At 38.0% G+C, this 24,561-nt stretch carries 18 protein-coding genes; 9 read left to right on the top strand and 9 right to left on the bottom strand.

The window, feature by feature from the left end:
* Positions 1–620: 620 nt before the first annotated feature.
* The 3 genes from HWX04_RS01265 to HWX04_RS01255 are packed head-to-tail and all read right to left on the bottom strand — an operon-like array spanning position 621 to position 3,803.
* Positions 621–1,622: an Hsp33 family molecular chaperone gene (locus tag HWX04_RS01265; RefSeq protein ID WP_175868431.1), complete on the bottom strand. Its 1,002-nt coding sequence runs from the start codon at positions 1,620–1,622 to the stop codon at positions 621–623.
* A 34-nt stretch (positions 1,623–1,656) separates the two neighbouring features.
* Positions 1,657–2,592 carry an ornithine carbamoyltransferase gene (gene argF / locus HWX04_RS01260; protein WP_175868430.1) on the bottom strand — a complete coding sequence of 312 codons (936 nt, stop codon included), beginning with the start codon at positions 2,590–2,592 and terminating at the stop codon, positions 1,657–1,659.
* Complete coding sequence (locus HWX04_RS01255) at positions 2,589–3,803, bottom strand: aspartate aminotransferase family protein (protein WP_175868439.1); 1,215 nt, start codon at positions 3,801–3,803, stop codon at positions 2,589–2,591. The genes argF and HWX04_RS01255 overlap by 4 nt, the downstream gene beginning before the upstream one ends.
* A 483-nt stretch (positions 3,804–4,286) precedes the next feature.
* Between HWX04_RS01255 and HWX04_RS01250 the strand changes: the two genes are divergently transcribed.
* Positions 4,287–4,820 carry a GcrA family cell cycle regulator gene (locus HWX04_RS01250; RefSeq protein ID WP_175868429.1) on the top strand — a complete coding sequence of 178 codons (534 nt, stop codon included), beginning with the start codon at positions 4,287–4,289 and terminating at the stop codon, positions 4,818–4,820.
* 1,388 nt (positions 4,821–6,208) lie between these two features.
* Here the strand turns inward: HWX04_RS01250 and HWX04_RS01245 are convergent.
* Together HWX04_RS01245 and HWX04_RS01240 are read right to left on the bottom strand one after the other, a co-directional pair.
* Positions 6,209–6,799, bottom strand: a complete 591-nt coding sequence (locus HWX04_RS01245; protein WP_175868428.1) for a Smr/MutS family protein — start codon at positions 6,797–6,799, stop codon at positions 6,209–6,211.
* 46 nt (positions 6,800–6,845) lie between these two features.
* Positions 6,846–7,538 (bottom strand): Tim44/TimA family putative adaptor protein, encoded by a 693-nt coding sequence (locus tag HWX04_RS01240; RefSeq protein ID WP_175868427.1) that lies wholly within the window; start codon positions 7,536–7,538, stop codon positions 6,846–6,848.
* Positions 7,539–7,705: 167 nt separating this feature from the next.
* Here HWX04_RS01240 and HWX04_RS01235 point away from each other — a divergent pair, with 167 nt between their 5' ends.
* Both HWX04_RS01235 and secB read left to right on the top strand, forming a co-directional pair.
* Entirely contained in the window at positions 7,706–8,200 is a 495-nt protein-coding gene (locus HWX04_RS01235) for an FxsA family protein (RefSeq protein ID WP_175868426.1), read from the top strand.
* A 143-nt stretch (positions 8,201–8,343) separates the two neighbouring features.
* Positions 8,344–8,820: a protein-export chaperone SecB gene (gene secB / locus HWX04_RS01230; RefSeq protein WP_175868425.1), complete on the top strand. Its 477-nt coding sequence runs from the start codon at positions 8,344–8,346 to the stop codon at positions 8,818–8,820.
* A 66-nt stretch (positions 8,821–8,886) separates the two neighbouring features.
* On the opposite strand, the gene HWX04_RS01225 is transcribed toward secB, so the two are convergent.
* Complete coding sequence (locus HWX04_RS01225; protein WP_175868424.1) at positions 8,887–11,187, bottom strand: NADP-dependent malic enzyme; 2,301 nt, start codon at positions 11,185–11,187, stop codon at positions 8,887–8,889.
* A 197-nt stretch (positions 11,188–11,384) separates the two neighbouring features.
* On the opposite strand from HWX04_RS01225, the gene mutS reads away from it, so the two are divergent.
* Positions 11,385–14,129 carry a DNA mismatch repair protein MutS gene (mutS, locus tag HWX04_RS01220; protein WP_175868423.1) on the top strand — a complete coding sequence of 915 codons (2,745 nt, stop codon included), beginning with the start codon at positions 11,385–11,387 and terminating at the stop codon, positions 14,127–14,129.
* 508 nt (positions 14,130–14,637) lie between these two features.
* On the opposite strand, the gene ilvD is transcribed toward mutS, so the two are convergent.
* The 3 genes from ilvD to HWX04_RS01205 all read right to left on the bottom strand — a co-directional run bounded on the left by ilvD (position 14,638) and on the right by HWX04_RS01205 (position 18,081).
* Positions 14,638–16,476, bottom strand: coding sequence for a dihydroxy-acid dehydratase (gene ilvD, locus HWX04_RS01215; RefSeq protein WP_175868422.1), 1,839 nt, complete (start codon positions 16,474–16,476; stop codon positions 14,638–14,640).
* Positions 16,477–17,371: 895 nt separating this feature from the next.
* On the bottom strand, positions 17,372–17,623 hold the full coding sequence (locus tag HWX04_RS01210) for a BQ00720 family protein (protein WP_175868421.1): 252 nt from the start codon (positions 17,621–17,623) through the stop codon (positions 17,372–17,374).
* Positions 17,624–17,649: 26 nt separating this feature from the next.
* The gene (locus tag HWX04_RS01205; protein WP_175868420.1) at positions 17,650–18,081 is read right to left on the bottom strand and encodes an Hsp20 family protein; all 432 of its coding nucleotides are present in this window, start codon (positions 18,079–18,081) and stop codon (positions 17,650–17,652) included.
* Positions 18,082–18,201: 120 nt separating this feature from the next.
* On the opposite strand from HWX04_RS01205, the gene nth reads away from it, so the two are divergent.
* The 5 genes from nth to pheT all read left to right on the top strand — a co-directional run bounded on the left by nth (position 18,202) and on the right by pheT (position 23,379).
* Positions 18,202–18,963 carry an endonuclease III gene (nth, locus tag HWX04_RS01200; RefSeq protein WP_175868419.1) on the top strand — a complete coding sequence of 254 codons (762 nt, stop codon included), beginning with the start codon at positions 18,202–18,204 and terminating at the stop codon, positions 18,961–18,963.
* Between the two features lie 155 nt (positions 18,964–19,118).
* The gene (gene rpmI, locus HWX04_RS01195) at positions 19,119–19,322 is read left to right on the top strand and encodes a 50S ribosomal protein L35 (protein WP_175868418.1); all 204 of its coding nucleotides are present in this window, start codon (positions 19,119–19,121) and stop codon (positions 19,320–19,322) included.
* A gap of 33 nt (positions 19,323–19,355) precedes the next feature.
* Positions 19,356–19,757, top strand: a complete 402-nt coding sequence (rplT, locus tag HWX04_RS01190; protein ID WP_012230420.1) for a 50S ribosomal protein L20 — start codon at positions 19,356–19,358, stop codon at positions 19,755–19,757.
* 92 nt (positions 19,758–19,849) lie between these two features.
* Positions 19,850–20,932, top strand: a complete 1,083-nt coding sequence (pheS, locus tag HWX04_RS01185; RefSeq protein WP_175868417.1) for a phenylalanine--tRNA ligase subunit alpha — start codon at positions 19,850–19,852, stop codon at positions 20,930–20,932.
* Complete coding sequence (pheT, locus tag HWX04_RS01180; protein ID WP_343037553.1) at positions 20,929–23,379, top strand: phenylalanine--tRNA ligase subunit beta; 2,451 nt, start codon at positions 20,929–20,931, stop codon at positions 23,377–23,379. Before pheS ends, pheT begins: the two co-directional genes overlap by 4 nt.
* The last annotated feature ends 1,182 nt before the right edge of the window (positions 23,380–24,561 follow it).

The raw sequence follows: 24,561 nt of genomic DNA, 5'->3' as shown, positions 1-24,561 counted from the left end.
ATCATAACAAAAGAAAATAAAATATCAAAATATTGATTTATAAATATAATTTACTATTTTTCTCTCTTAAATAAAAACACCGAATACTATGAGATTTTTTTTAAATCTTTTTATATTGAATCAAGAAAAATAGCTAAGAAAAAGCTAAAAATGCCTTTTTGTGCATTTTTTCAAAATAAGTATAATGAACAACGTTTTAAATTGAAAAATACGATAATGCAGGTTTGTAAGAAGATAAAGTTTTATCGTGCTATGCACGCCATTTTATTTATACGGGCCCTTATACTTTTGAGAAAGTTTTATAACAGGATTACCATTGTTGATTCAAAAACACGTGTAAAAAGATATCTGTAGAGAAAACACCTAAAATATGACAAAATCCTACCCGAAATCACAGAGTGTTTTTCTTTGCTTTTTATTTTAAATACACATTTTTATGAGAAGTTTTCATCACTATTCTTATCTTTTAAAATAACAAATCCGTTCCCTCTCAGTGTCATTGCTCTATTTATTCCCAGTGCACTCTCTGTTTGTAAGAGTTTTCATATGAGCTTGTGCTTAAGTTTTTATAGCACGAATAAAATGGGTTTTTGTTACAATCATCATTTTTATGAAGATGATTATGTTTTTTCTTGCAAAAATTCTTGAGGTGTAAAACGATACGTTTGCGAGCAAAATTCACATGTCACTGAAATATGTTTATTTTCAACCATTTTACCGCGTTCATCAATCGGAAAACCTTCTAGGATTCCTTTAATTTTTTCACGCGAACAAGAACATTGATCGACAAGAGAAAAAGGATTAAAAACTCTCACACCTTGTTCATGAAAAAGACGAAATAAAAGCTGTTTACTCCCGACTTGGGGATCTGTTAATTCTGAACTTTCAATCGTTGCCATAAGTATTTTAGCTTCTTGCCATTGGTTATCTAATTGGAGTTTAGTTTTCATTTCTTCTTGCTTTTGATGAAGGTCATCTATTTTATGATGGGACGATGCTTGGGGCAAACATTGAGTTAAAATACCTCCAGCTCGCCAGCTTTTTTGCGGTTTTCCTTGTTGATCACGATTGATTAATATAGCAACAGCCAAACGGATATCGGTAGGAATTTGCTCTGATTGATCAAAATAAGTACGAGCAGCTTCTTGTAAATTTGATCCATCTAATGCAACTATCCCTTGGTAGGGTTGCATGTGAGGACCTTGATCTATCGTGAAAGCTAAAGTGCCTTTTCCTAAAAGTGTTTCTGAAGAGGTTTGATCATTATCGATGGCTTGTTTAAGCTGTTCTTTATCAAAACGAGCGTATCCCCGTAAACTGGAAGGAGGACAAAAATCGCACACCAACATATTAACCGGTCCATCGGAATGGGTTTGTAAAATAAATTTTCCCGTAAGCTTGAGAGAAGTTCCAAGCAGAACAGTTAAAAGTAAAGCTTCTACCAGAAGATAAGAAACAGGTTCAGGATATTGATGCCTTGTGAGAAGAGAATTTAAAGTTTCCCCAAGTTGTACAGCACGTCCACGAATATCAAGTTCTTCAACTTGAAAGGGAATAACCGTATCATCTTCCTCCAAGGGGATGTTGTTGAGAGAGGCTTCATCTTTAGCTTGTTCACTCATTGCTTGGCCTTTTATATAATTTGTTGTAAGTAAGCTATTGTGGAGAGAAAAACGTATCTTGTAAACACCAAGAAAGAATTGCTTTTTGAGCATGAAGACGATTTTCAGCCTCATCAAAAACAACAGAGTGCGGTCCATCAATCACAGTATCAACAACTTCTTCACCACGATGAGCAGGAAGACAATGCATAAAAAGAGCATCAGATTTTGCTAATTTCATAAGAGCTTCATTGACTTGATAAGGCTGAAAAATAGAATGACTGCGAGCACGAAATTCTTGTCCCATGGAAACCCATGTATCAGTCATAATACAATCAGCATCCTGAGCTACTTCTTGAGGATTATGAGTTAACGTAATATGCGCTCCTCGTTCACGCGCCCAATGTACAAATTTTTCTTGTGGTTCACTCCCCTCTGGAGTAGCAATACGCAAACGAAAACCAAAAAGAGCTGCAGCTTCAATCAAAGAATGGAGCACATTATTGCCATCCCCCATCCATGCAAATATTTTCCCAGCAATTAGCCCTCGATGTTCTTCATAGGTTAAAATATCTGCTAGAATTTGGCAAGGATGTGTATCATCTGTAAGGGCATTAATGACAGGAATTTGTGCATATTGTGCCAATTCGAGCATACGTTGATGTTTTGTTGTTCGCAATATCACGATATCCACAAAACGGGATAAAACGCGTGCTGTGTCAGCTATGGTTTCACTATGACCAAGCTGCATCTCTGAACCCGTAAGCATGATTGTATCTCCCCCAAGCTGGCGCATACTGATATCGAATGAAATACGGGTTCGTGTGGATGGTTTTTCAAAAATCATCGCGAGTGTTTTACCCACAAAGGGTTTTGAATCTTTTCCGGCTTTAAAAGATGATTTAAGGATTTTTGCATAATCGATCAGTGCACGTGCTATTGCTGGCGTTAAAATGGATAAATCAGTGAAGTGACGAAGAGCATTTATCATGGATGTGATATTTGTCCTTCTTTGTTGACGTGCGAAAGATAAGCAATGGCTTTTTCAATACGATGTAAACTTTCATCTATTTCTTCTTCTCTGATGATAAGAGGAGGCAATAAGCGCACAACATTGTTATTGGCAGCAACGCTTAAGAGATATTCGTTTTCTAAAGCATTAACGACAAGATTTGAAGGAACAACACACTGAATGCCTACCATTAGTCCCATCCCTTGAACAGCACAGATAATATCAGGATACGTATTGAGAATGTGCAAAAGCCCACTTTTTAGTTTATCCCCCATGCGCTGAACATGACTGAGAAAACTCGGCTCTAACAGGAGATCAAGAACACTATTTCCTACAGCCAGCCCAAGAAGATTTCCTCCAAAAGTTGAACCATGGGTCCCAGGTGTCATGCTTTGTGCAACTTTATCCGTTGCAAGGCAAGCACCTAATGGAAATCCACCTCCTAATCCTTTTGCAAGCGTAAGAATATCAGGCGTGATATCACTCCATTCATAAGCAAAAAGCTTTCCTGTTCGTCCCATGCCTGTTTGAACTTCATCTAAAATCAATAACAGACCATTATCATCGCATATTTTGCGCAAAAATCTTAAATATTCATCAGAAACCGTTCGTATTCCTCCTTCTCCTTGAATAGGTTCAATAAGAATAGCGGCGGTATTTTTATTAATAGCATTACGCAAAACGACTTCATCACAAAAAGGTACTTGAATAAACCCATCAGCTTTAGGTCCAAAACCTTCAAGATATTTTTCATGCCCAGTCGCTGCAAGTGCTGCAAGTGTACGTCCATGAAAGGCCCCTTCAAAAGTGATTATTTCTATACGCTCTGGATGACCAGCGGCATAATAATAATGACGTGCCGTTTTGAATGCACATTCCAATGCCTCAGTACCGGAATTGCAGAAAAAAACCTTATCAGCAAAACTGTTTGCACAAAGCCGCGCGGCAAAAGCCGCTTGCTCAGGAGATTGAAAAAGATTGGAAACATGCCAAAGTTTTTCAGCTTGTCTTTTGAGTGCATTAACCAATTTGGGATGTGAATACCCTAATACATTAACAGCAATGCCAGATGTGAAATCAAGATAATGCTCTCCTTTATCGGAAATAAGCCATACACCACGACCCTGTTTAAAATGCAAATCTCGTCGTGCGAAGCATTCATAAAGTGGTTGTATAGAGATGGCATTCATCATAATTCCCTTTATATTTTAGCCTTTTCAATATATATACAAAGCATCACTACAAATAAAACAATATGACCTACTTCGTTACGGTGCTTTCAATTTCACTACGATTAATGATTACGCCTATGTCAATAGATCATTACACCAATTGAAAAAAAGTCAATGAAGATTCTAAAAATAGGTATTTGAGGAAAAAGCCTTAGACAAAAGTGGACGTTTAACCTATGATTGATTTGCAAGTTGGGGAAAACATTCTAAATAAACTCTTTAAGAGGCAAAGACTCTTGTCATAGAGTAAGTGCATATTGTAATTTACACTACAGTTAAGCAAGATGATGTGTTTTGATTTGTAAATTCCACAGGTTGGATGATTTTCTTATGCTCACTTAGAGTGTAATTTTTTTCATTCAGCGCATTGAAAACATTATTGAAACATTTGAAGATGCAAAGGGGAGCATCTCAGTGACGTAATCGGAATGGAGTGCTGATATGGGTTGGACATGTGAACGCGTTGAGCTTCTTAAGAAGCTTTGGAGTGAAGGATTAAGTGCAAGTCAAATTGCTGCTCAATTGGGTGGGGTCAGCAGAAATGCGGTCATCGGCAAAGTACATCGATTGAAATTGCCGGGACGTGGCAAGACACCACAAGGAAGCACGCGTGGGCAAAAAACTCCCGTAGGAAGTAGTTCATCATCTCCACGTGCGCGTCGCAATCCATCCACAGTATCGCCAATAAACACATCATCTATCAACGTTGAAGAAATAGCTTTAAAGACAGAGTTTGTAGCAGAAAATGTCAACGAAGTTGATACATCTACAAAATCGAATGTAGTGGTGCCTATATCACGGCAACTTAATCTGCTACAATTGAGTGAAAATACATGTAGATGGCCGGTTGGCGATCCATTATCAGCTGATTTTCATTTTTGTGGTGCCGATTCTGATGAAAATAGCCCCTATTGTGCCTTTCATGCTAAGCTAGCATTTCAACCAATATCTGAAAGACGGCGAATAAGGGTATAATGCCCGCGATATAATTTCCTATTCTGCACTTTCTGCACCTTATTATTAAATTTCAATGATCGAATTATTATGAGAAAGAAATTTGATAAGGCTTTTAATGAGTGAGAACATTTCTTTATGAAAATATTTAATGGAATTGTATCTTTTAGTGCTGTTGCGCAGCAATATGTTATAAATCCATATTCTTGTTTATTTTCACGATCCTCTTTAATTTAATTGTACTTCTTTTAAAACTATCCATAGGAATATGTTTTGAATAATGCAGTATTCCAATCTATTATGGTTTTATTTTTTGTATCTTAATAGAATAATGTCGTGGTTGGTAAAAAATAATTTATCGTTTGGCAACTTAAGTAAAATCCACAAATATCTTTCTTATATTGAATCAATCAAAATCTTTCGTTTGGCGCGTCACAAGCGGAAGGAGTCCGTATAGAGTAAAAATACTTAAAGAAAAGCATGCCTCTTATAACCCCTCAAATACCAAGGATTTTACAATATTAGGGGAGCTAACAAAGTCGTGTAATGTTGCCGCATGAACTTTTATTAAGCGTAAAGATGGAGATATATAATCAGTTTTATACGATTCATGGAGATTACTACTTCATGCCCCCTATCACAGAATAAGCTTGAAAGTATTAAGAGATATTTCTCTAAAATAAGTGCATGAATATGCAATATAAGTGTATTATAATTTAAGCGTTTTGTTGTGTGTGAAGAGTATGCCCTCAAAAGACACGCGATAAAAAAACGTAAAGCAAAATTCACAAGACTGGGGGGACCTTTAAAACGCTATATCTTTCCTAAATTAGGCTGTTTTCCTGTTTCATAGAGTACACCAATAGAGATACGTTTACCCCCTATTTGTATACAAATAGCTGATACAGCTCGTAGAGCAATGAACCACCTTAATATTTGTGCTGTATGAGGCTTGAATGTTGATTTATAAGCAACAACAAAAGAAAAAGTTCTCTTAAGGGAAAAACGCTATAAAAGGTAAAATTTATCAATAATGAATCGGAGAAAAGTGGCGGCTTTTTATAAAAAACTTTGCAACATACCAACATGACATATCCGGCTTCATGTTTATTTATTCTTACAATCGTTCGTACAAGCCCTATACGTCATATTCATAAAGATCAGGTTGATGGGAATATATGGACAATCCCTCTTTCTTGCCAAAAGTATTCTGCTTGAAATGTTCTGTTTTTCATGAGTGGTGTAATGTCTTTAAACCGTAAAAAATGAAAAATGAGAAAATATTATATTCAAAGTTCTTTCTCAATAGACGAAAATTATAATTATAAATTAATATGCTATGATATCTCCTATATAATATACGAGATCTTTTGAAATCAATATTGAACCTGAAACGGCTACAAATAGCTTCACATTCCTTTTCCAGACACAAAACGACGCAACCAAACATAAAGTGCACCTTCACCGCCATGCTGACGCGCGGCTTGCTCAAACGCATGAACATAATATCGAAAAGCTGGTGTTGATAACCAATAAGGAACAAATCTATACAAAGCCCCATCACTCCCAATGGATCGGCCTTTTCCTGTAATCACAAGGACATAACGCAATCCACTCTGCTGAGAGGATTGTAAAAAATTTTTTAAGAAAAAATAAGCTTCTTCCTGCATATAACCATGAAGATCAAGACGTGCCTCAAGAGGATAACGTCCTTGGGAAATTTTACGATGCGCAACATGATCAAAGAAATGAATCTTATGCGCTTGCGTAACGGCTCTCTTTTCTTTTTTAATCATTGTTGAGCATTGTTGATTTACCTGAAAACCTCGAGGGATTYGAGTTATGTGCTGTTTTTTATCATTAATATTTGCAATATTTTCTGATATAGAAGAGAGCCTCTTACCATGAAGCGGTGTTATTGTACGACAAACCTTCGCCCATACAAGGCAGTCTTGTGAAGTTAATAAATCTCTTTTTTGTCTCCATTCACTTGAGGACATTTCAATTTCTCATAAATCATTGAGTACTTATGGAAGAAAAAATACTTTAATTTTCATCTTCTGTGGCAAAAAGCTTCCAGTTTGGATCCGACGATAGGCTATTGCGAACAAACGTCCAAATATCCCTAATTTCTACAATAGTATCAGGATTTCCATCTATACGCTCACCTTGTTCATTATAAGTAACAGAAATCATTTCACTGATAATACGTATCGTTAAAAGTTCGTCATTTTCTTGTATTGCCGCCGCAACAAACTCGATTTTATTAATTCCAACAAAAGTAAACTCTATTCTTTCTTTATTTTTTTCTCGTTGCTCAATAGCTGCACAAAAGCTCTCAAAAACATCCTGACACAGCAAACTGTTAAGTTGACTGCGATCACCTTTAGCAAAAGCTGTTACAATCATTTCATAAGCAATCCCTGCCCCTTTTATAAAAAATTGAGGAGAAAAATGAGGATCAATTCTACGCAGTGCGCGCAAATTTTCATTCAAAATACTTCCCTCTGGGGCAATCTTATCAATTTCACTAAAATCGCCTTTTTGTGAATTTTTTTGATGAGGGAACGAAACAATATTATCAGTGGTTTCTGCCTCAGCTTGTTTTTCAGAGCGACGTGAATAAGGATCAAAGGGAGGCTTTTCAAACCCAATTCGCTTCCCTAACACACTACGGAGTTGCACAAAAATAACAACCATAACAACAAGAGCGATGACAAGTATAACGTCAAATTTCATGGGCGCTGTCAATCTCCAAGCTTTAAGTCTGCAATAAACATTGCAATTAATATCATTTATCAATAAATATGTAAAATGGGGAATTCTACCATTCAAATATTTTTATAGATTTTATATCAGTGATGTTCTTAAGAAGTTCTCCACCTCATCCAGAAGGAAATTTTCATGTGATAAAATTTTATTCTATAAATCTTCGTTTTTTTGTCGTTATCTTTCTCTGCATTCTTTTAATTGAGATCGCTGGCTTTATCTTTGTTGGTCAAGAAATTGGTATTTTGGCAACTTTGAGTTTGGTTGTTCTCACAACCATAGGTGGGGTTATTTTATTGCGAATTCAAGGAATTAGTCTTTTAAAAAACATACAAAGTGAATTTATCCAAGGACGCACATTAGAAAACAATATTATTGATAATGCTTTCATTATGTTTAGTGCGATTTTACTTATTTTTCCTGGCTTTGTAACTGATCTTTTGGGAATATTACTTCTTATTAAACCAATTCGCTCTATTACTTGGCATTTCTTTTCATCATTTAAAAACACAATGAATCCCAATACGAAAAGGAAAAATGACTCTGAAAAAATAATTGATCTTAACATTGAAGATTACAAAATTCATGATACGACAGAATCTCCATGGCGCAAAAATGATGATAACCAATAAAATGTCTAAAAAATCTGTAACGAACGAAAAAAATAATCACGATAAAGAGTACATTTCTTGCAACCTTTTGCAAGGCGTGATAACCAGTTCGATCTTTAGATCTAAAATAAATATACATAGTTATAATGAGAGAGGTTCGTCGTATGGCCGAAGGTGAAATGAACAACAGTGGTGGAGAGCCCGTTTTTGCTGTATTAACGCAATATTTAAAAGATTTATCATTCGAGAATCCTAATGCTCCTCATTCATTGCGTGCGCGTGAGAAATCTCCACAAATTGATATCAATATTAATGTCAATGCTAACCCTATTGGTGATGACAATTATGATGTTGTTTTATCTCTTTCCGTCAAAGCCAATGATGACACTGAAACCTTATTTCATGTAGAATTGATTTACGGGGGTGTTTTCCACCTTAAAAACATTACACAAGGACATGTTATGCCACTGGTCTTTATTGAATGTCCCCGTCTCTTATTTCCATTTGCTCGCCAAATTATATCTGATGCTACTCAAAATGGTGGTTTTCCGCCTTTGTGGATTGATCCTATTGATTTTGCAGCTCTCTTCCAAAAGCGTCTCGCTGAAGAACAAAAAGACAATCAAATACAACCCTCATAAAAATTTATTCTTTTGCTATCATTAAAGCCCTTTGATATATTATTGATATATGAGGGTCTTTTTTCTTTAGACGACCTTTGCCGCATGGTAAGCTGCAAGCATTGCAATATTGACAATATCTGTATCGTTTCCACTAAACGGTACAATTTGGACAGATTTTTCCAATCCAATTAAAATAGGACCAATGATGGTTGCTTCACCAAGTTCTTGCAACATTTTGCTTGCAATGGAAGACGCGTGATAACCGGGCATAACCAAAATGTTAGCGGGCTCTGTTAATCCCATAAATGGATATTGCTGCATTAATTTGGAATTAAGTGCTACATCAGCACTCATTTCTCCATCAAACTCAAAATCAACTTTACGCTCATGCAAAATATTAATCGTATCCTGAATTTGCTGTGTAACCTTCCCTTTCATATAACCAAAAGTAGAAAATGCCAAAAATGCAACCCTTGGCTGATATCCAAATCCACGTACAAACGAAGCAGTTTGTTCCGCTATATCTGCTAATTCTTCCGCATTAGGATTTTCATAAACAGCAGTATCTGCAATAAATACAGTTCGACCACGGCAAATAGCCATTGAAATACCAATCAATCGTTCTTTTGGTTTTTCATCAATTGCCCGACGTATATCAACCAGCGCTGTTTCATAATTGCGCGTCACCCCTGTAACCATTGCATCCGCATCTCCTAGTGCCACCATACACGCAGCAAAATAATTGCGATCATTATTGATATGGCGATGGCAATCACGCAATAGCCAGCCTTGACGCTGCATCTTTTTATAAAGATAATTCGAATAAGCATCTGTACGACAAGAAAGCTTAGCATTCATGACTGAGATACCTTCACGTTCCAGATCAATTCCAGCGATAACAGCCGTTTCTCTTACCTGCTCTTCACGACCAATCAAAATCGCTTGTCCTAGTTTTTGATGAACATAGGAAACAGCAGCTCGCATGACTTGCTCTTCTTCACCTTCTGCAAAGACAATTTGTTTTGGGGCTTGACGAACATGATTATAAACGCCACGCATCATGGAAGAAATTGGATCACGTCTTGCATTCAAATCGCGCTCATAGGCCTCTAAATCATCTATGTTCTTTTGCGCAACACCACTTTCCATTGCTGCTTTTGCTACCGCTACTGAAACAACCGTGAATAAACGTGGATCAAAGGGAACAGGGATGATATAGTTAGGACCAAATTTTAATCGCTTTCCGCGGTAGGCTTCTGCAACGCTGTCTGGAACTTCCTCATGCGCTAAATCGGCAAGGGCTCTTGCCGCAGCAATTTTCATATCTTCATTAATAATCGTTGCACGCACATCAAGTGCACCACGAAATATATAAGGAAAACAGAGAACATTATTAATCTGATTTGGATAATCGGAACGCCCTGTTGCCACAATGGCATCCTGACGCACTTGTAAAACCTCTTCTGGTGTAATTTCCGGATCAGGATTGGCCATAGCAAAAATAATTGGCTGTGGTGCCATAGATTTTACCATTTCAGGGGTCAGAGCCCCTTTAGCAGAAACCCCGAAAAATATATCTGCCCCTTCCATTGCTTCCATAAGCGTACGTTTATCCGTTCGAACAGCATGCGCCGATTTCCACTGATTCATTCCCTCTTTACGACCTTCATAAACCACACCCTTTGTATCACAGAGTATGATATTTTCAGAACGAAAGCCCATCGCTTTAATCAGTTCAATACAAGCAATCCCAGCAGAACCAGCACCATTACAAACTAACCGCGTATTTTGCATATCGCGTCCTGTTAAAGCCAAAGCATTGAGAACACCAGCAGCCACAATGATTGCTGTACCGTGTTGATCATCATGAAAAACAGGAATATTCATCACCTCACGCAGGCGACTTTCAATTACAAAACATTCAGGTGCCTTAATGTCTTCAAGATTAATTCCACCAAAAGAGGGTTCTAAATGACGTACCAAATTGATAAAACTTTCCGTATCGTCTGTATCAATTTCTAAATCAATGGAATCAATATCCGCAAAACGCTTAAACAGCACTGCTTTACCTTCCATGACCGGCTTAGAGGCAAGGGCACCTAAATTGCCTAACCCTAAAATAGCTGTACCATTTGAAATAACAGCAACAAGATTGCCTTTTGCTGTATAATCATAAGCTAGCGCTGGATTTTGAGCAATTGCCTTAACGGGAACCGCAACACCTGGTGAATAAGCAAGGGACAAATCATGCTGTGTTGCCATAGACTTGGTTGCAACAATCTCAAGCTTTCCTGGTCGACCACGACTATGAAAATCAAGAGCTTCTCGTTCGCTCGCACTGTAAACCGTTTGAGACATTTTGTGATCCTGCTCGCTCTTTTTCATCTCACTTTATTTTCTCCAAAAACAGTGTAAATTTTGCCTGATAAGGCGTATAGTCATTCAATTTGATTCATATGTTAGAAATTGTTATTCTTTGCCTTAGCAAATCTGAGGATGCGTTTCAATTTAGAGATTAAATAAATATCGAAGTAAACAAAAAAGAGTAAAAGCTTCACTGAAAAGGAACAGACCACGTAAAAATGGATAAAAAAAACGATCATAAAAATAATTTAATTCCACAGCCTACTTCCCTCTCTGCTTCCTCTCAAGAACGTCCTACACCGATGATGGAGCAATATATAGAAATCAAAGCCGTCCATCATGATTCCCTTCTTTTTTACCGAATGGGGGATTTTTATGAACTCTTTTTTAATGATGCAATTGAAGCAGCCCAGGCTTTGGGAATCACACTCACAGCACGCGGAAAACATTTAGGGCAAGATATTCCTATGTGTGGTGTTCCCGTTCATGCTGCAGATGATTATTTGCAAAAACTGATTGCTTGTGGTTATCGTGTTGCTGTTTGTGAACAAACAGAAGATCCTGCTAAGGCAAAAAAACGGGGCTCAAAATCTGTTGTTCGACGTGATGTTGTGCGCCTTGTCACCCCTGGAACAATAACAGAAGAAAAACTCCTTGATCCAACACGCGCAAATTATTTTATGACACTTTCGCGTATAAAAACTGGTGATGGAGAAGAATTTGCCCTTTCTTGGATTGATATCTCAACAGGTATATTTCGTGTAACAGAAAGCCGCCAAGAAAAACTTTTAGCAGATATTATGCGTGTGGACCCACAAGAAATCATTGTTGCCGATTCCTTTTTTTATGATAAATCTTATAAATCACTTTTTAATGTTCTTGATCGTATCGTTTCACCTCAACCGGCTTGTCTCTTTGATACCCTTACCGCTGAACGCGATATTTGTACTTATTTTAAACTTTCAACGCTTGAAGGTGTTGCCGATTATTCACGCTGCGAACTCTCTGCCATCGTAGCAGCTATTCGTTATATCGAAAAAACACAAATCACGCATCGTCCTCCCCTCATGCAACCTGAGCGCCAAAATGAAAGTGCTACCATTTTTATTGATGCCGCAACCAGACTAAGCCTTGAGCTTATTCGAACGACATCAGGTCAACGGGATGGAAGCTTATTAAAAGCTATTGATCGCACTGTAACAGGAGGAGGATCTCGCCTTCTTATCGACCGCCTTATTGCTCCTCTTACCACCCCTTCAGCTATTGATACGCGTTTGGATTCTATCGATTTTTTTCTCCGTAACCCTTCTCTTGCAGAAGCGATAAAACTCACTTTAAAAGGCGGACCAGATATGCCCCGCGCTGTTTCACGTTTGGCTCTTGGGCGAGGAGGTCCCCGTGATATGGCAACGATTCAGCGCGGCTTTGAAATCATGCGTGAAATTCATCAGCTTCTTAATAATGAGCTCTTGCCCCAAGAAATAAGTGATGTACAACAGGTGTTTTCAAATCTACCCGTTGCTTTACATTGCCATTTAGAACAAGCGTTAGCCGATGACCTCCCACTGCTTAAACGTGATGGTGGTTTTATTCGTTCAAGTTATCATCAAGAACTCGATGAAATGCGTGCTTTACGTGATGAATCACGCCGTGTCATTGCTGAACTTCAAGCACAATATGCCCAAGAAACAGATATTAAAACGCTTAAAATAAAGCATAATAATATTCTAGGCTATTTCATTGAAGTCACCAGTATACAAGCATCTTCCATTACAAATAATCCACAAGCTAAAGCACGCTTTATTCATCGGCAAACAATGGCAAACGCTATGCGTTTTACGACGACAGAGCTTGCTGATCTTGAAAGTCGTATTGCTCATGCTGCCAACCACGCATTGACACTTGAACTGGAAATCTTTGATACTCTTGTTCAAGAAATTATCGAACAAGTTGATTTTATCCGTAAAGCCGCTGAATCACTTGCTATTTTAGATGTTTCTGTCGCTTTAGCACATCTTGCTGAAGAACAAGGATATTGTCGCCCTAAAATTGATCATTCACTGACCTTTCATATCACCGCAGGACGCCATCCTGTCGTTGAGCAAGCACTCCGAAAACAAGCTGCAGAACCTTTTGTTGCCAATAATTGTGATCTCTCTGTACAAGAAAATCAGCAATATGCAGCAATTTGGCTTTTGACAGGGCCTAATATGGGAGGAAAATCAACCTTTTTGCGGCAAAATGCTCTCATTGCTATTATGGCGCAAATGGGATCCTTTGTTCCAGCGGCTTCAGCACATATTGGCGTCGTTGATCGCCTGTTTAGTCGGGTTGGTGCTTCCGATGATCTTGCACGAGGGCGCTCAACTTTTATGATGGAAATGGTTGAAACAGCAACGATTCTCAATCATGCTAGCCACCATTCCCTTGTTATTCTTGATGAAATAGGACGTGGAACATCAACCTTTGATGGGCTTTCCATTGCTTGGGCTGCCGTTGAATATCTCCATGAAGTTAACCATTGTCGGGCTATTCTTGCTACCCATTTTCATGAAATGACAGCACTGACTGAAAAACTTGACAGACTGCATAATGTAACCATGAAAGTCAAAAATTGGGATGGTGATGTGGTTTTTCTTCATGAAGTCACACCAGGAGCCGCCGACCGATCCTACGGTGTACAAGTTGCAAAGCTTGCTGGGCTTCCTTCAGCCGTTATTACACGAGCGACAGATGTTCTCCATCAATTAGAACAAGGTGAAATGGCTGGAAAAGGACATAAACTCATTGATGATTTACCGCTCTTTTCTCTTAAGGCAACCTCCCCCCTCAACGAAGAGAGAAACAAACATGATATACTTCACGAAGCTTTAAGAAATATTCACCCCGATGAGCTCTCCCCTAAACAAGCTTTAGAAGCACTTTATCAACTCAAACAGCTTGAAAAGAATAATCCCTTATAAAAAAAATAGATGTTCTTTTTGAATCTGGTCTGAAAATAGTCCAGATTTTAGAAGCTTTCCCTTGATTTACAGTCATATGATTCACTTAAAATAAAGAATCGACAAGCTTTTTTTAAAAATATTTCCACACACTAAAAATACTTAATGTTGAAGTCCGTTTTATATCATAGCCCTCAATAACGGTGTTTTACGACATAACATGATAATATCACCAGTACAGTCAATATCTTTTACAAGACACACAACAAGAGGTTGCAATCTCCTACAAAATTAGAAAATGATGTGCAAAGTAATCAATACCCATCTTCATCTATCTTATATAGTTAGTTGCTAAAACGAAAAATCTGCAGCAGCTTCTAAATCATATTTATGTTTTTTAATCATACGCATCATGACTTGAAATATTATGATAAGCTCGTAAATTCATAAAATAATCTGCTTAGAATATTGTGCAAAAAATCATAGCACTCTTTCTTTAACTTTTTTATAAGACGCGTCCTTCATCTCATCAAATATTACGAACTGCACCCTTTGCAGCAGATGTTGTCATCGCAGCATAGGCTTTGAGAGCCTTTGAAACTTTGCGCTGACGCTTCTCAACCGGTTGCCAAGCATCTTTTCCTTTTTCTTCCATTTTAGCACGACGCTGCTTCATCTCAACATCATCAACCAACATATGAATACTACGATTTGGAATATCAATTTCTATGATATCTCCTTCTTCCACCAACGCAATTTCTCCTCCTTCAGCTGCCTCTGGTGAAATATGGCCTATCGAGAGCCCTGAGCTTCCCCCTGAAAAACGCCCATCTGTCACAAGTGCACAAACTTTGCCCAATCCTTTAGATTTGAGATAACTCGTTGGATAAAGCATTTCTTGCATTCCAGGTCCCCCGCGTGGTCCTTCATAACGAATTAAAACAATTTCACCTGTTTTAATTTTATCATTTAAGATTGCTAAAACAGCTGAATCTTGGCTTTCAAAAATTCTTGTTGGACCTCTAAAGGTCAAAATTGATTGATCAACACCTGCTGTTTTTACAATACAGCCATCTTTGGCAAGATTTCCATAAAGAACTGCCAATCCTCCATCTTGTGAATAAGCGTGTTCCCTATCGCGAATCACACCTTTTTCACGATCAAGATCAAGAGTCTCATAGCGACAAGATTGGCTAAAGGCTGTTTGTGTTGGAATACCACCTGGAGCAGCACGATAAAATTTATGAACAGCTGGTTCATGTGTCTGTTTTACATCCCAATGATCAAGAGCTTCTTTCATGGTTTTTGCGTGAACCGTATAAGTTGATGTATCAATGAGTCCCGCTGCATCCAATTCGCCTAAAAGCCCCATAATACCACCCGCGCGATGAACATCTTCCATATGGACATTCGCAACAGCAGGAGCAACCTTGCATAAAACAGGAACACGACGTGAAAGGTGATCAATATCCGTCATAGTAAAATCCACCTCACCTTCTTGCGCCGCTGCTAAAAGATGCAATACTGTATTGGTTGATCCCCCCATGGCAATATCAACGGTCATAGCATTTTCAAAAGCCTTGCGTGAAGCAATAGAGCGTGGCAAAACTGTTTCATCATCTTTTTCATAATAACGCTTGGTCAATGCAACAATCTGCCTTCCAGCTTCTTCAAAAAGCATCCGTCGATCTTCATGTGTTGCAAGCACTGATCCATTGCCGGGAAGCGAAAGCCCCAAAGCTTCCGTTAAGCAATTCATGGAATTGGCCGTAAACATTCCTGAACAAGACCCACATGTAGGACAAGCCGCACGCTCCATTTCAGCAACTTCTTCTTCTGAATTCAGTTCTGAAGCGGCAGCGACCATCGCATCAACCAAATCAACCCTTAAATCTTGGTCTTTCCATTTAATTTTACCGGCTTCCATAGGACCGCCTGAAACAAAAATTGTTGGAATATTCAACCGTAAAGCAGCCATTAACATTCCTGGTGTAATTTTGTCACAATTAGAAATACAGACAAGAGCATCCGCACAGTGGGCGTTGACCATATACTCTACAGAGTCAGCAATAATTTCACGTGAGGGCAAAGAATAAAGCATCCCATCATGCCCCATCGCAATTCCATCATCTATAGCAATGGTGTTAAACTCTTTTGCAACACCACCGGCAATGGCTATCTGTTGTACAACCAATTGTCCAAGATCTTTTAAATGAACATGCCCTGGTACAAATTGCGTAAAAGAATTCGCAATCGCAATAATGGGTTTACCAAAATCCGCATCTTTCATCCCTGTTGCACGCCAAAGACCGCGAGCTCCTGCCATATTACGCCCGTGTGTCGATATTCTTGAACGGTAAGAAGGCATTATTTTTTCCCCTCAAATAATTCCATTTTGCTTGTTGTGCTGCAACTTCACTATAAAGACAAGAGCTTTAATATTCAAAAAAGAAAAATACCTTGTACTGAAGCATTTGATGCACAAAATTAAAAGCCCTACATAAGCTTACCTATAAAGTCATAAAGCTTTTATTTTGCTATTACCTATAACTCACTATCTAATCCCAGCGTAACTGCACATTTGAGACAAACTATTCTAGATTTTTATATGCCAGATTTAGTGCGTATATTGCATCAATCTATTTGCGTAATTTCTGGAATAAGAGGATAGGATAATTGATAAAGAATATGAAAGCCTCATGGTATAAAAACTTACCATGTCCTTACACTTCAGCTTTACACCCTTCAAAAGCATCCATAGCGATATCTTAAATAATGATAACACATTACCTCATGCTTTTGTTTTTCACATTTTTCAATGAAGTCACGCCCCTCACGAAAAACAGAATACTCCAACAAAATACATTTGTCCTACCAAATTCACATACGCGTTTCAAAGAAGGATCTCTCAATACGCTCTAGCCTATTTCATCACTAGGCCGTGCGTAATATACGGCCCCATCAATCAATAAAACTTAATAAGCGAACCTTAAACGAGAGAATCTCATGATTTTCAGGACTTTCATTCCAGTTGAAAAAAAATAATTATGAATAATCATCAATATTTTATTGAATGATGACGCACATTGCAGAAGAATACCAACCCTTTTAAGCCCCCCACACAATACCAAGACACCGCACACCCTCACCAATAAAAAAAAAGCAAAAATCCAACAATACCGCTAAATAGCCTAACACCCTTTAACTGAGAAAAAACGGATAGAATTTATAAAGAGTTTAAGTTCTTTCTCGTAAAGCGCAATCTAATGCAGCGTTACAATTTGGAGTTCATGTTCATTGGCTCCAGCAAGGGCAATAGAGCGTTCATCCGATAAAATGATAGGATAACCGGTTTCACCAAAAAGCGCCCATATAGTAATACCTGGGGTCATGGGTGGAAGATCTGGAAAGCTTTTAGCCAGATCATCTGTACAAACCTTTTTTAAATAAGCAACCTGTCCCGCATCAGAGTAGGACGTATTCTGAAACGATAAGTTTTGTTTATGGTCTCCCATTTCACTATTCCTTTACGCCTTAATTTTTATGACTCACCACTACGGACTTTAATTGGAATCTGTTTTATTTCTTTTTTTAATTTTGGTTGATACAGATTAATTGATAAAAGACCATTTTTCAACTCTGCATTTGTGACATTCATCCCTTCCGCAAGGACAAAGATCCGTTGGAATTGACGCGCAGCTATACCGCGATATAAATATTGATGATTTTGATTGTCTGTTTGTTTACCATGAATAACCAATTGATTATCATCGAGTAAAATATTAAGATGATCAATCTTAAATCCAGCAACAGCTAAAGTTATCCGGATATGATTTGCATCATCGTTTTTATGTAAACGTTCAATATTATAGGCTGGGTAAGCCTCATCAGCTTTACCGATACGTTGTAATATTTTTTCTACGGTTTCAAATCCTAAAAGGAAAGGATTAGAGAAAGGCGTCACATGTGTCATTCATGAGTATCCTCTTTAAAGCGGCTTTACTTGACCAAACTCTATATAAAGTGTTCGCTACATTCTTCTCATATGGCGAGCGTGAATGATAACTTCAAGAGAGAAGATTAAGAGAGTTCAATGCCCCAAAGTAACATAAAAACACCTCGAAATACCATAAAATTATCAAAGGTACGAAATTTATCTGGTATATTATATAATAAAGATGAAATTGCAGAGATATTTCACCGTTTTTCTGTACAACGCCCGACACCTAAGAGTGATCTTAACTATATAAATATTTTTACACTTTTGGTTGCCGTTGTTCTTTCAGCTCAAGCGACAGATGTAAGCGTTAATAAAGCCACTAAAGAACTCTTTCGCCTTGCTGATCAACCGGAAAAAATGGTTGCATTAGGAGAAGAAGAAATAGCTCATCATATCCGTTCAATTGGTCTTTGGCGTGCAAAAGCACGCAATGTTTATGCTCTTTGTAACTGTTTAATTGAACAATATGGCGGTCAAGTGCCTGATACGCGTGAAGCACTTATGGCTCTTCCAGGTGTGGGGCGCAAAACAGCGAATGTCGTTTTGAATGTTGCTTTTGGTCAGCCTACATTGGCGATCGATACACATATTTTTCGCTTAAGCAATCGTCTTGGTTTGGCACCTGGCAAAACACCAGAGATTGTTGAGAAAAAATTATTAAAAATTATACCAATTCATTACCTTCGTCATGCACATCATTGGCTGATTTTACATGGACGCTATATTTGTCAAGCACGTAAAACACAATGTACCCAATGCATTATTGCCGATCTCTGTAAAGCAGCAATTAAAACGAATGCAATTCCAGCACCTTTGGTTGAAGTTCAAGGCAATGGAGCGCCGATTTTTTTGTAATATGGTCTTGCTATTTTGTGTATACTAGCTTATGAAAATGTCTCTAAGAACCGTCCGGCAGGGCATGCCGTGGCTGTTTAAATGCTTATTCAAGTGTTGGTCCGCTTGAGTGAATAAGATATTTGATTAAATCAATTAATGTATGGAGTAGCAAAATGCCCAAGATGAAGACCAAATCATCCGCTAAAAAGCGGTTTAAAATCACTGCGTCAGGCAAAATTAAAGTAGGAGCTGCCGGTAAGCGCCACGGCATGATTAAGCGTTCGAATAAATTTATTCGCGATGCACGTGGAACAATGGTTTTGTGTGAACAAGATGCTAAAAAAGTCATTCAGCATTATTTGCCGAATGGTCATTAAACCTTACGCTTTTGATTTTGAGGAGATTATAATATGGCACGTGTGAAAAGAGGTGTGACAGCACACGCTAAGCACAAAAAAGTTCTTAAACAAGCTGAAGGATTTTACGGTCGTCGTAAAAATACTATTCGTGCAGCGAAGGCAGCGGTTGATCGTTCAAAACAATACGCTTATCGTGACCGCAAAAATAGAAAGCGTACTTTCCGTGCGTTGTGGATTCAGAGAATCAACGCAGCTGTTCGTGCAGAAGGTTTAACTTATGGACGTTTTATTGATGGCTTATCAAAAGCCGGTATTGAAGTTGATCGTAAAGTTCTTTCAGATATAGCAATCTATGAGGCGGAAGCATTTTCTGCTTTAGTCGCTTCGGCAAAAAAAGCTTTAGAATATTTAAAAGATACAACACCTAATGCTTTTGAAGGCGCTGTCAAGTAAGCCAGTCGTGTTCTCTTAAGCATTTATTTATTCGAGGTCCCGTGCTGGCTATTGCGAGTGCGGGTTTTTTTATTAAAAAAATAGGCAAAAATATGAACGATATTGAGCGTCTGGAACAAGAAATTTGTTTAGCCTTAGAAGCTGCGGGTGATGAACAGGCACTTGAAACAGTGCGTATTGCAGCATTGGGTAAAAAAGGCAGCATCTCTGAAAAATTAAAAGCATTAGGAAAGATGGAGGCTAGCGAGCGCAAAAAAATTGGTCCGGTTCTTAATGGGTTAAAAAATCGCATTTTAGATTTATGGGCGCAAAAGCGTGATCTTTTGAAAAGACAAGCCATGGATATCCGTCTTTCTCGTGAAACAGTTGATGTTAGCTTGCCTGTTCGCTCTTCGCCTATGGAACGGGGGCGTATTCATCCTATTTCACAAGTGATTGAGGAAATTATCGCCATTTATACGAAGTTGGGTTTTTCTCTTGCAGAAGGACCAGATATTGAAACAGATTATTACAATTTTACGGCATTGAATTTTCCTGAAGGTCATCCAGCGCGCGAAATGCATGATACCTTCTTTTTTGATGTTGATAAAATGGGAGAACGCAAATTATTGCGCACCCATACCTCACCTGTACAAATTCGCACACTAGAAAAACAACAAGCACCGATACGGATCATTATTCCTGGGAAAACTTACCGTATGGATTCGGATGCAACGCATTCGCCCATGTTTCATCAGGTCGAAGGTCTTGTCATTGATAAAACCTCCACCATTGCCCATATGATGTGGCTGCATGAAACCTTTTGTAAAGAATTTTTTGAAGTTTCTTCAGTAAAAATGCGTTTTCGTCCCTCTTTTTTCCCTTTTACAGAACCATCTATGGAAGTGGATATTCAATGTGATCGCTCTGGTTCAGAAGTAAAATTTGGAGAAGGACAGGATTGGTTGGAAATTTTAGGATGCGGAATGGTGCATCCTCATGTGTTGAAAAATGTTGGCTTAGATCCCGATGAATATCAAGGTTTTGCATGGGGTATGGGCATTGATCGCATTGCCATGTTGAAATACGGTATGCCTGATTTACGGGCTTTTTTTGATGCCGATCTACGTTGGTTAGACCATTATGGCTTTCGCTGCTTTGATATGCCTGCTTTTTTTCCTAATAGAAATGTGTGATCTTATCATCGCTTTCATGTGAGGTTTTTAAAATGAAATTTACTTTGTCGTGGTTAAAAGATCACTTAGAGACAGATGCATCTTTAAATGAAATTTGTGAAAAACTAACATCTATAGGCCTTGAGGTTGATCACGTTGATGATCGATCTTCTTTAAAAGGATTTGTGATTGCAAAAGTTTTAACGGCAGAAAAACATCCTGATGCAGATAAACTTCAGATTTTATCAGTCGATACAGGCTCTGGTACACCTCTACAAGTTATCTGTGGGGCACCAAATGCACGTGCAGGGCTTGTTGGTGTCCTTGCGCTACCAGGGACTTATGTACCAGGACTTGATGTAACGCTATCGATAGGAAAAATCCGCGGTGTTGAAAGTTTTGGAATGATGTGTTCATCGTCCGAGCTTGAATTATCAGGTGAACATTATGGGATTATCGAACTTCCAGAAGATGCACCTATTGGAGGGACATTTGCAGCTTATGCTGGTCTAGATGATCCAATCATTGATCTTGTCTTGACTCCCAATCGTTCTGATTGCACAGGTGTTCGCGGCATTGCCCGTGATCTTGCTGCTGCAGGAATGGGAAAATTAAAAGAATTATCCTTATCACAATTCGATGTTACCTTTGAAACACCACTTGATGTTTCTTTGGATTTCTCGTCCAGCAGATCGTTATGCTTAGGTTTTGCTTGGCGTGAAGTGCGTAATGTGCAAAATGGCGCTTCACCACAGTGGATGCAACAACGTTTGAATGCAATTGGTTTGAGACCGATTAATGCTCTTGTTGATATGACCAATTACATCAGTTTTGACCTTGGTCATCCGCTCCATGTTTTTGATGCGGATAAGATTAAAGGCAATTTGTATGTACGCTGCGCCCATGAAGGTGAAAAGCTTCAAGCACTGAATGGAAAAACCTATAATTTAGATATGAAAGATTGTGTTATTGCCGATGAAGAGAGTGTTGTTTCCATTGCTGGTATCATGGGTGGTGAGAGAACAAGCTGTGATGAGACGACGCGGCGCGTTATTATTGAATCAGCGCTTTGGGATGCGCAAAGCATCGCACAAACAGGGCGAACATTAGGTCTTATCAGTGATGCACGTTATCGGTTTGAACGGGGTGTTGATCCGGCTTTTATGGGAACAGGGCTTGAGATTGCAACAGAATTGGTCTTACGTCTTTGTGGTGGCGAGATATCTAAGGCGAAAATTGTTGGCTATCAGCAACAAGAAACCAAACAGATCGCTTTTCCTTTTTCTGAAATTAAACGTTTAACAAGTTTGGAAATAGAGCCTGAAAAAGTCATCTCTATTTTAACGAAACTTGGATTTTGCGTTGAGGGAAAAGGAGATGTCGTTACAGTAAAAGTACCATCATGGCGCCCTGATATTATGGGTAAAGCCGATTTGGTGGAAGAAATCATGAGAATTTATGGGTTAGATAAAATTAAACCTATTCCTTTGGAAAACTTCACAGAAGCAAAAGATCAAGTTTTAACATGCGCGCAAATTCGTTCACGGGCTACCCGTTTGGCTTTAGCACATCGCGGTATGAAAGAAGCGGTAACGTGGTCTTTTATCTCTGAAAATCAGGCTCTTGCTTTTGGGGGAGGTCAAGCACAGCTTAAATTGGTCAATCCTATTGCCGCTGATATGTCAGTGATGCGCCCTTCTCTTTTACCTGGTTTGCTTATGGCAGCGCAAAGAAATGCTGATCGTGGTTTTTCCGATCTTGCTTTGTTTGAAGTTTCCAGCATTTATGAAGGCGATATCCCAGATAAGCAACGACGTGTTGTGAGTGGGATTCGTCGTGGCACAGAGCAATTTGAAGGAGCTGGGCGTTTTTGGAATGGAAATGCTACAGCTGTTGATGTTTTTGATGCCAAAGCAGATGCTTTAGCTGTTTTAGAAGCATGCGATATAGATGTTGAAAAAGTACAAATTGAAGTTAGCGCCCCCGATTGGTATCATCCAGGCCGTTCAGGAGTCATAAAACTTGGATCAAAGATTATTCTTGGTTTTTTTGGTGTTCTTCATCCAGCAACCTTAGAAAAATTAGATATCAATGGTCTTTTATGCGGCTTTGAAATTTTTCTAGATCAAATTCCAGAACCAAAGAAAAAAACAACAAAAAGCCGTCCTCCTTTGAAATTATCGCCATTTCAAATGGTGCGGCGTGATTTTGCATTTATCGTTGATAAGGCGATTGCTTCTTCTCTTATTGTTCGTGCTGCTCAGGGAGTCGATAAAAAACTTATTCACTCCGTACAGATTTTTGATCTTTTTGAAGATCAAAGCTTTGGTGAAGATAAAAAATCTATTGCTATTGAGATTGTTATTCAACCGATTGAACGCACTTTGACCGATAAAGACCTAGAAGAAATTGCTGCAAAAGTAATAGAAAATGTCACTAAAATGACAGGCGCTTATCTTCGTCATTGAGTCTTTTCGAATGATTTTTATAAAGATAGGAGCATTTTTGAGTGTTCCTTTATTTTTTTAAGATTCGAAGCCTATAGAGTCCTTTTGAAAAAAAGTTTTATGATAATCCATTCATTGATAATGATAATTTTTTATCTTAAATAAGGGATCCCACTATATTTAAGGTTTATTTTTTAAATCTTCTTTGAATGAATCAAAATCATTTATTTTTGTACCTTAAAGTGGAGTGCTTGTTTAGAAACCATAAAAAAAATAAAAATATGGGGCAATACACATTCCATAAATTAAAAAGCATTGCTTGAGATGCTTTTAAAAGCGCATAAATTGCATAATACTTGTAAATAACCTGAGCTATTAGAACCACCATTAATAGACTAAAACCCTTTGGGTTTTCAAAATTCATTTTACGTAAAGCCAAATTAAAAAGGCAAGATGATTTTTACTTTATATCTTGATATTCTCCTCTAAAGAAGCTGTATTCTCGCTTCAGAGATAGATCCAACAGATATACGCAATATTTTACTCCCATTTTAGCAGATAAAAGCGAGAAGTGCTTATAAAGTTTTTAAACGTAATATTTTTTCAAATATGTGTTTGTTTTAAAAAACATATTTCAGTGTTTCTAAGTTTATTTCATGGCAGCATCCGTGAATGGTGTGATTAAAGTTTATTGTGCATCATCCTCTTTATGCTTAATAAAGGGCAAATTAGGTCCATCATAATTCCTCTTTTCTAGCTTCCATGTAGCCGACAACCCCATGTATTTGAGAAAGTCCATAAAAAGGATTTTTATTCCTTTTTATCGTTTGTGTTCACAGGTGCATTCTGCTTGTAAGGAGCGAATAAAAGATAGTCATTGTTTCATAGTTAAAAATGATAAAACCCTATAATATTCAGGTTATTAACTCAATAAAACGATACGTTATCCTTATAAATTAATATGTTATCATTGGGATGAGATGTTGATTAATCAACTACAGAAAAGACACAGGCTTTATGCGATAAAAAGCGCTATAAAACATAAGCTTACCAGCAACAAATGGGAAAGATATCTCAGCTTTTTATAAAATGCTTTGCAAAACAACAAAGCAATTTTTCTTTAAAATCATCCGCTTTTTTTCAAGGTGAATTTTCAAGAGGAAAAAGAATTGTTTTTAAAGGGCTTGAAAAGTTAATTTTTGT

Origin of the sequence: Bartonella gabonensis, from assembly GCF_903679515.1 — a bacterium.
Taxonomy (GTDB): Bacteria; Pseudomonadota; Alphaproteobacteria; order Rhizobiales; family Rhizobiaceae; genus Bartonella; species Bartonella gabonensis.
The sequence above is the reverse complement of the archived record's forward strand: the minus strand, read 5'-3'. Positions and strand labels throughout refer to the sequence as shown.

What these genes read in the sequence shown, in the direction of transcription:
- rpmI (WP_175868418.1), top strand. Translation starts at nt 19,119, where the DNA reads ATGCCCAAGATGAAGACCAAATCATCCGCTAAAAAGCGGTTTAAAATC.
- mutS (WP_175868423.1), top strand. Translation starts at nt 11,385, where the DNA reads ATGGATAAAAAAAACGATCATAAAAATAATTTAATTCCACAGCCTACT.
- secB (WP_175868425.1), top strand. Translation starts at nt 8,344, where the DNA reads ATGGCCGAAGGTGAAATGAACAACAGTGGTGGAGAGCCCGTTTTTGCT.
- HWX04_RS01265 (WP_175868431.1), bottom strand. Translation starts at nt 1,622, where the DNA reads ATGAGTGAACAAGCTAAAGATGAAGCCTCTCTCAACAACATCCCCTTG.
- HWX04_RS01205 (WP_175868420.1), bottom strand. Translation starts at nt 18,081, where the DNA reads ATGACACATGTGACGCCTTTCTCTAATCCTTTCCTTTTAGGATTTGAA.
- HWX04_RS01225 (WP_175868424.1), bottom strand. Translation starts at nt 11,187, where the DNA reads ATGAAAAAGAGCGAGCAGGATCACAAAATGTCTCAAACGGTTTACAGT.
- nth (WP_175868419.1), top strand. Translation starts at nt 18,202, where the DNA reads ATGCCCCAAAGTAACATAAAAACACCTCGAAATACCATAAAATTATCA.
- HWX04_RS01240 (WP_175868427.1), bottom strand. Translation starts at nt 7,538, where the DNA reads ATGAAATTTGACGTTATACTTGTCATCGCTCTTGTTGTTATGGTTGTT.
- HWX04_RS01250 (WP_175868429.1), top strand. Translation starts at nt 4,287, where the DNA reads ATGGGTTGGACATGTGAACGCGTTGAGCTTCTTAAGAAGCTTTGGAGT.
- HWX04_RS01255 (WP_175868439.1), bottom strand. Translation starts at nt 3,803, where the DNA reads ATGAATGCCATCTCTATACAACCACTTTATGAATGCTTCGCACGACGA.
- rplT (WP_012230420.1), top strand. Translation starts at nt 19,356, where the DNA reads ATGGCACGTGTGAAAAGAGGTGTGACAGCACACGCTAAGCACAAAAAA.
- HWX04_RS01210 (WP_175868421.1), bottom strand. Translation starts at nt 17,623, where the DNA reads ATGGGAGACCATAAACAAAACTTATCGTTTCAGAATACGTCCTACTCT.
- ilvD (WP_175868422.1), bottom strand. Translation starts at nt 16,476, where the DNA reads ATGCCTTCTTACCGTTCAAGAATATCGACACACGGGCGTAATATGGCA.
- argF (WP_175868430.1), bottom strand. Translation starts at nt 2,592, where the DNA reads ATGATAAATGCTCTTCGTCACTTCACTGATTTATCCATTTTAACGCCA.
- pheS (WP_175868417.1), top strand. Translation starts at nt 19,850, where the DNA reads ATGAACGATATTGAGCGTCTGGAACAAGAAATTTGTTTAGCCTTAGAA.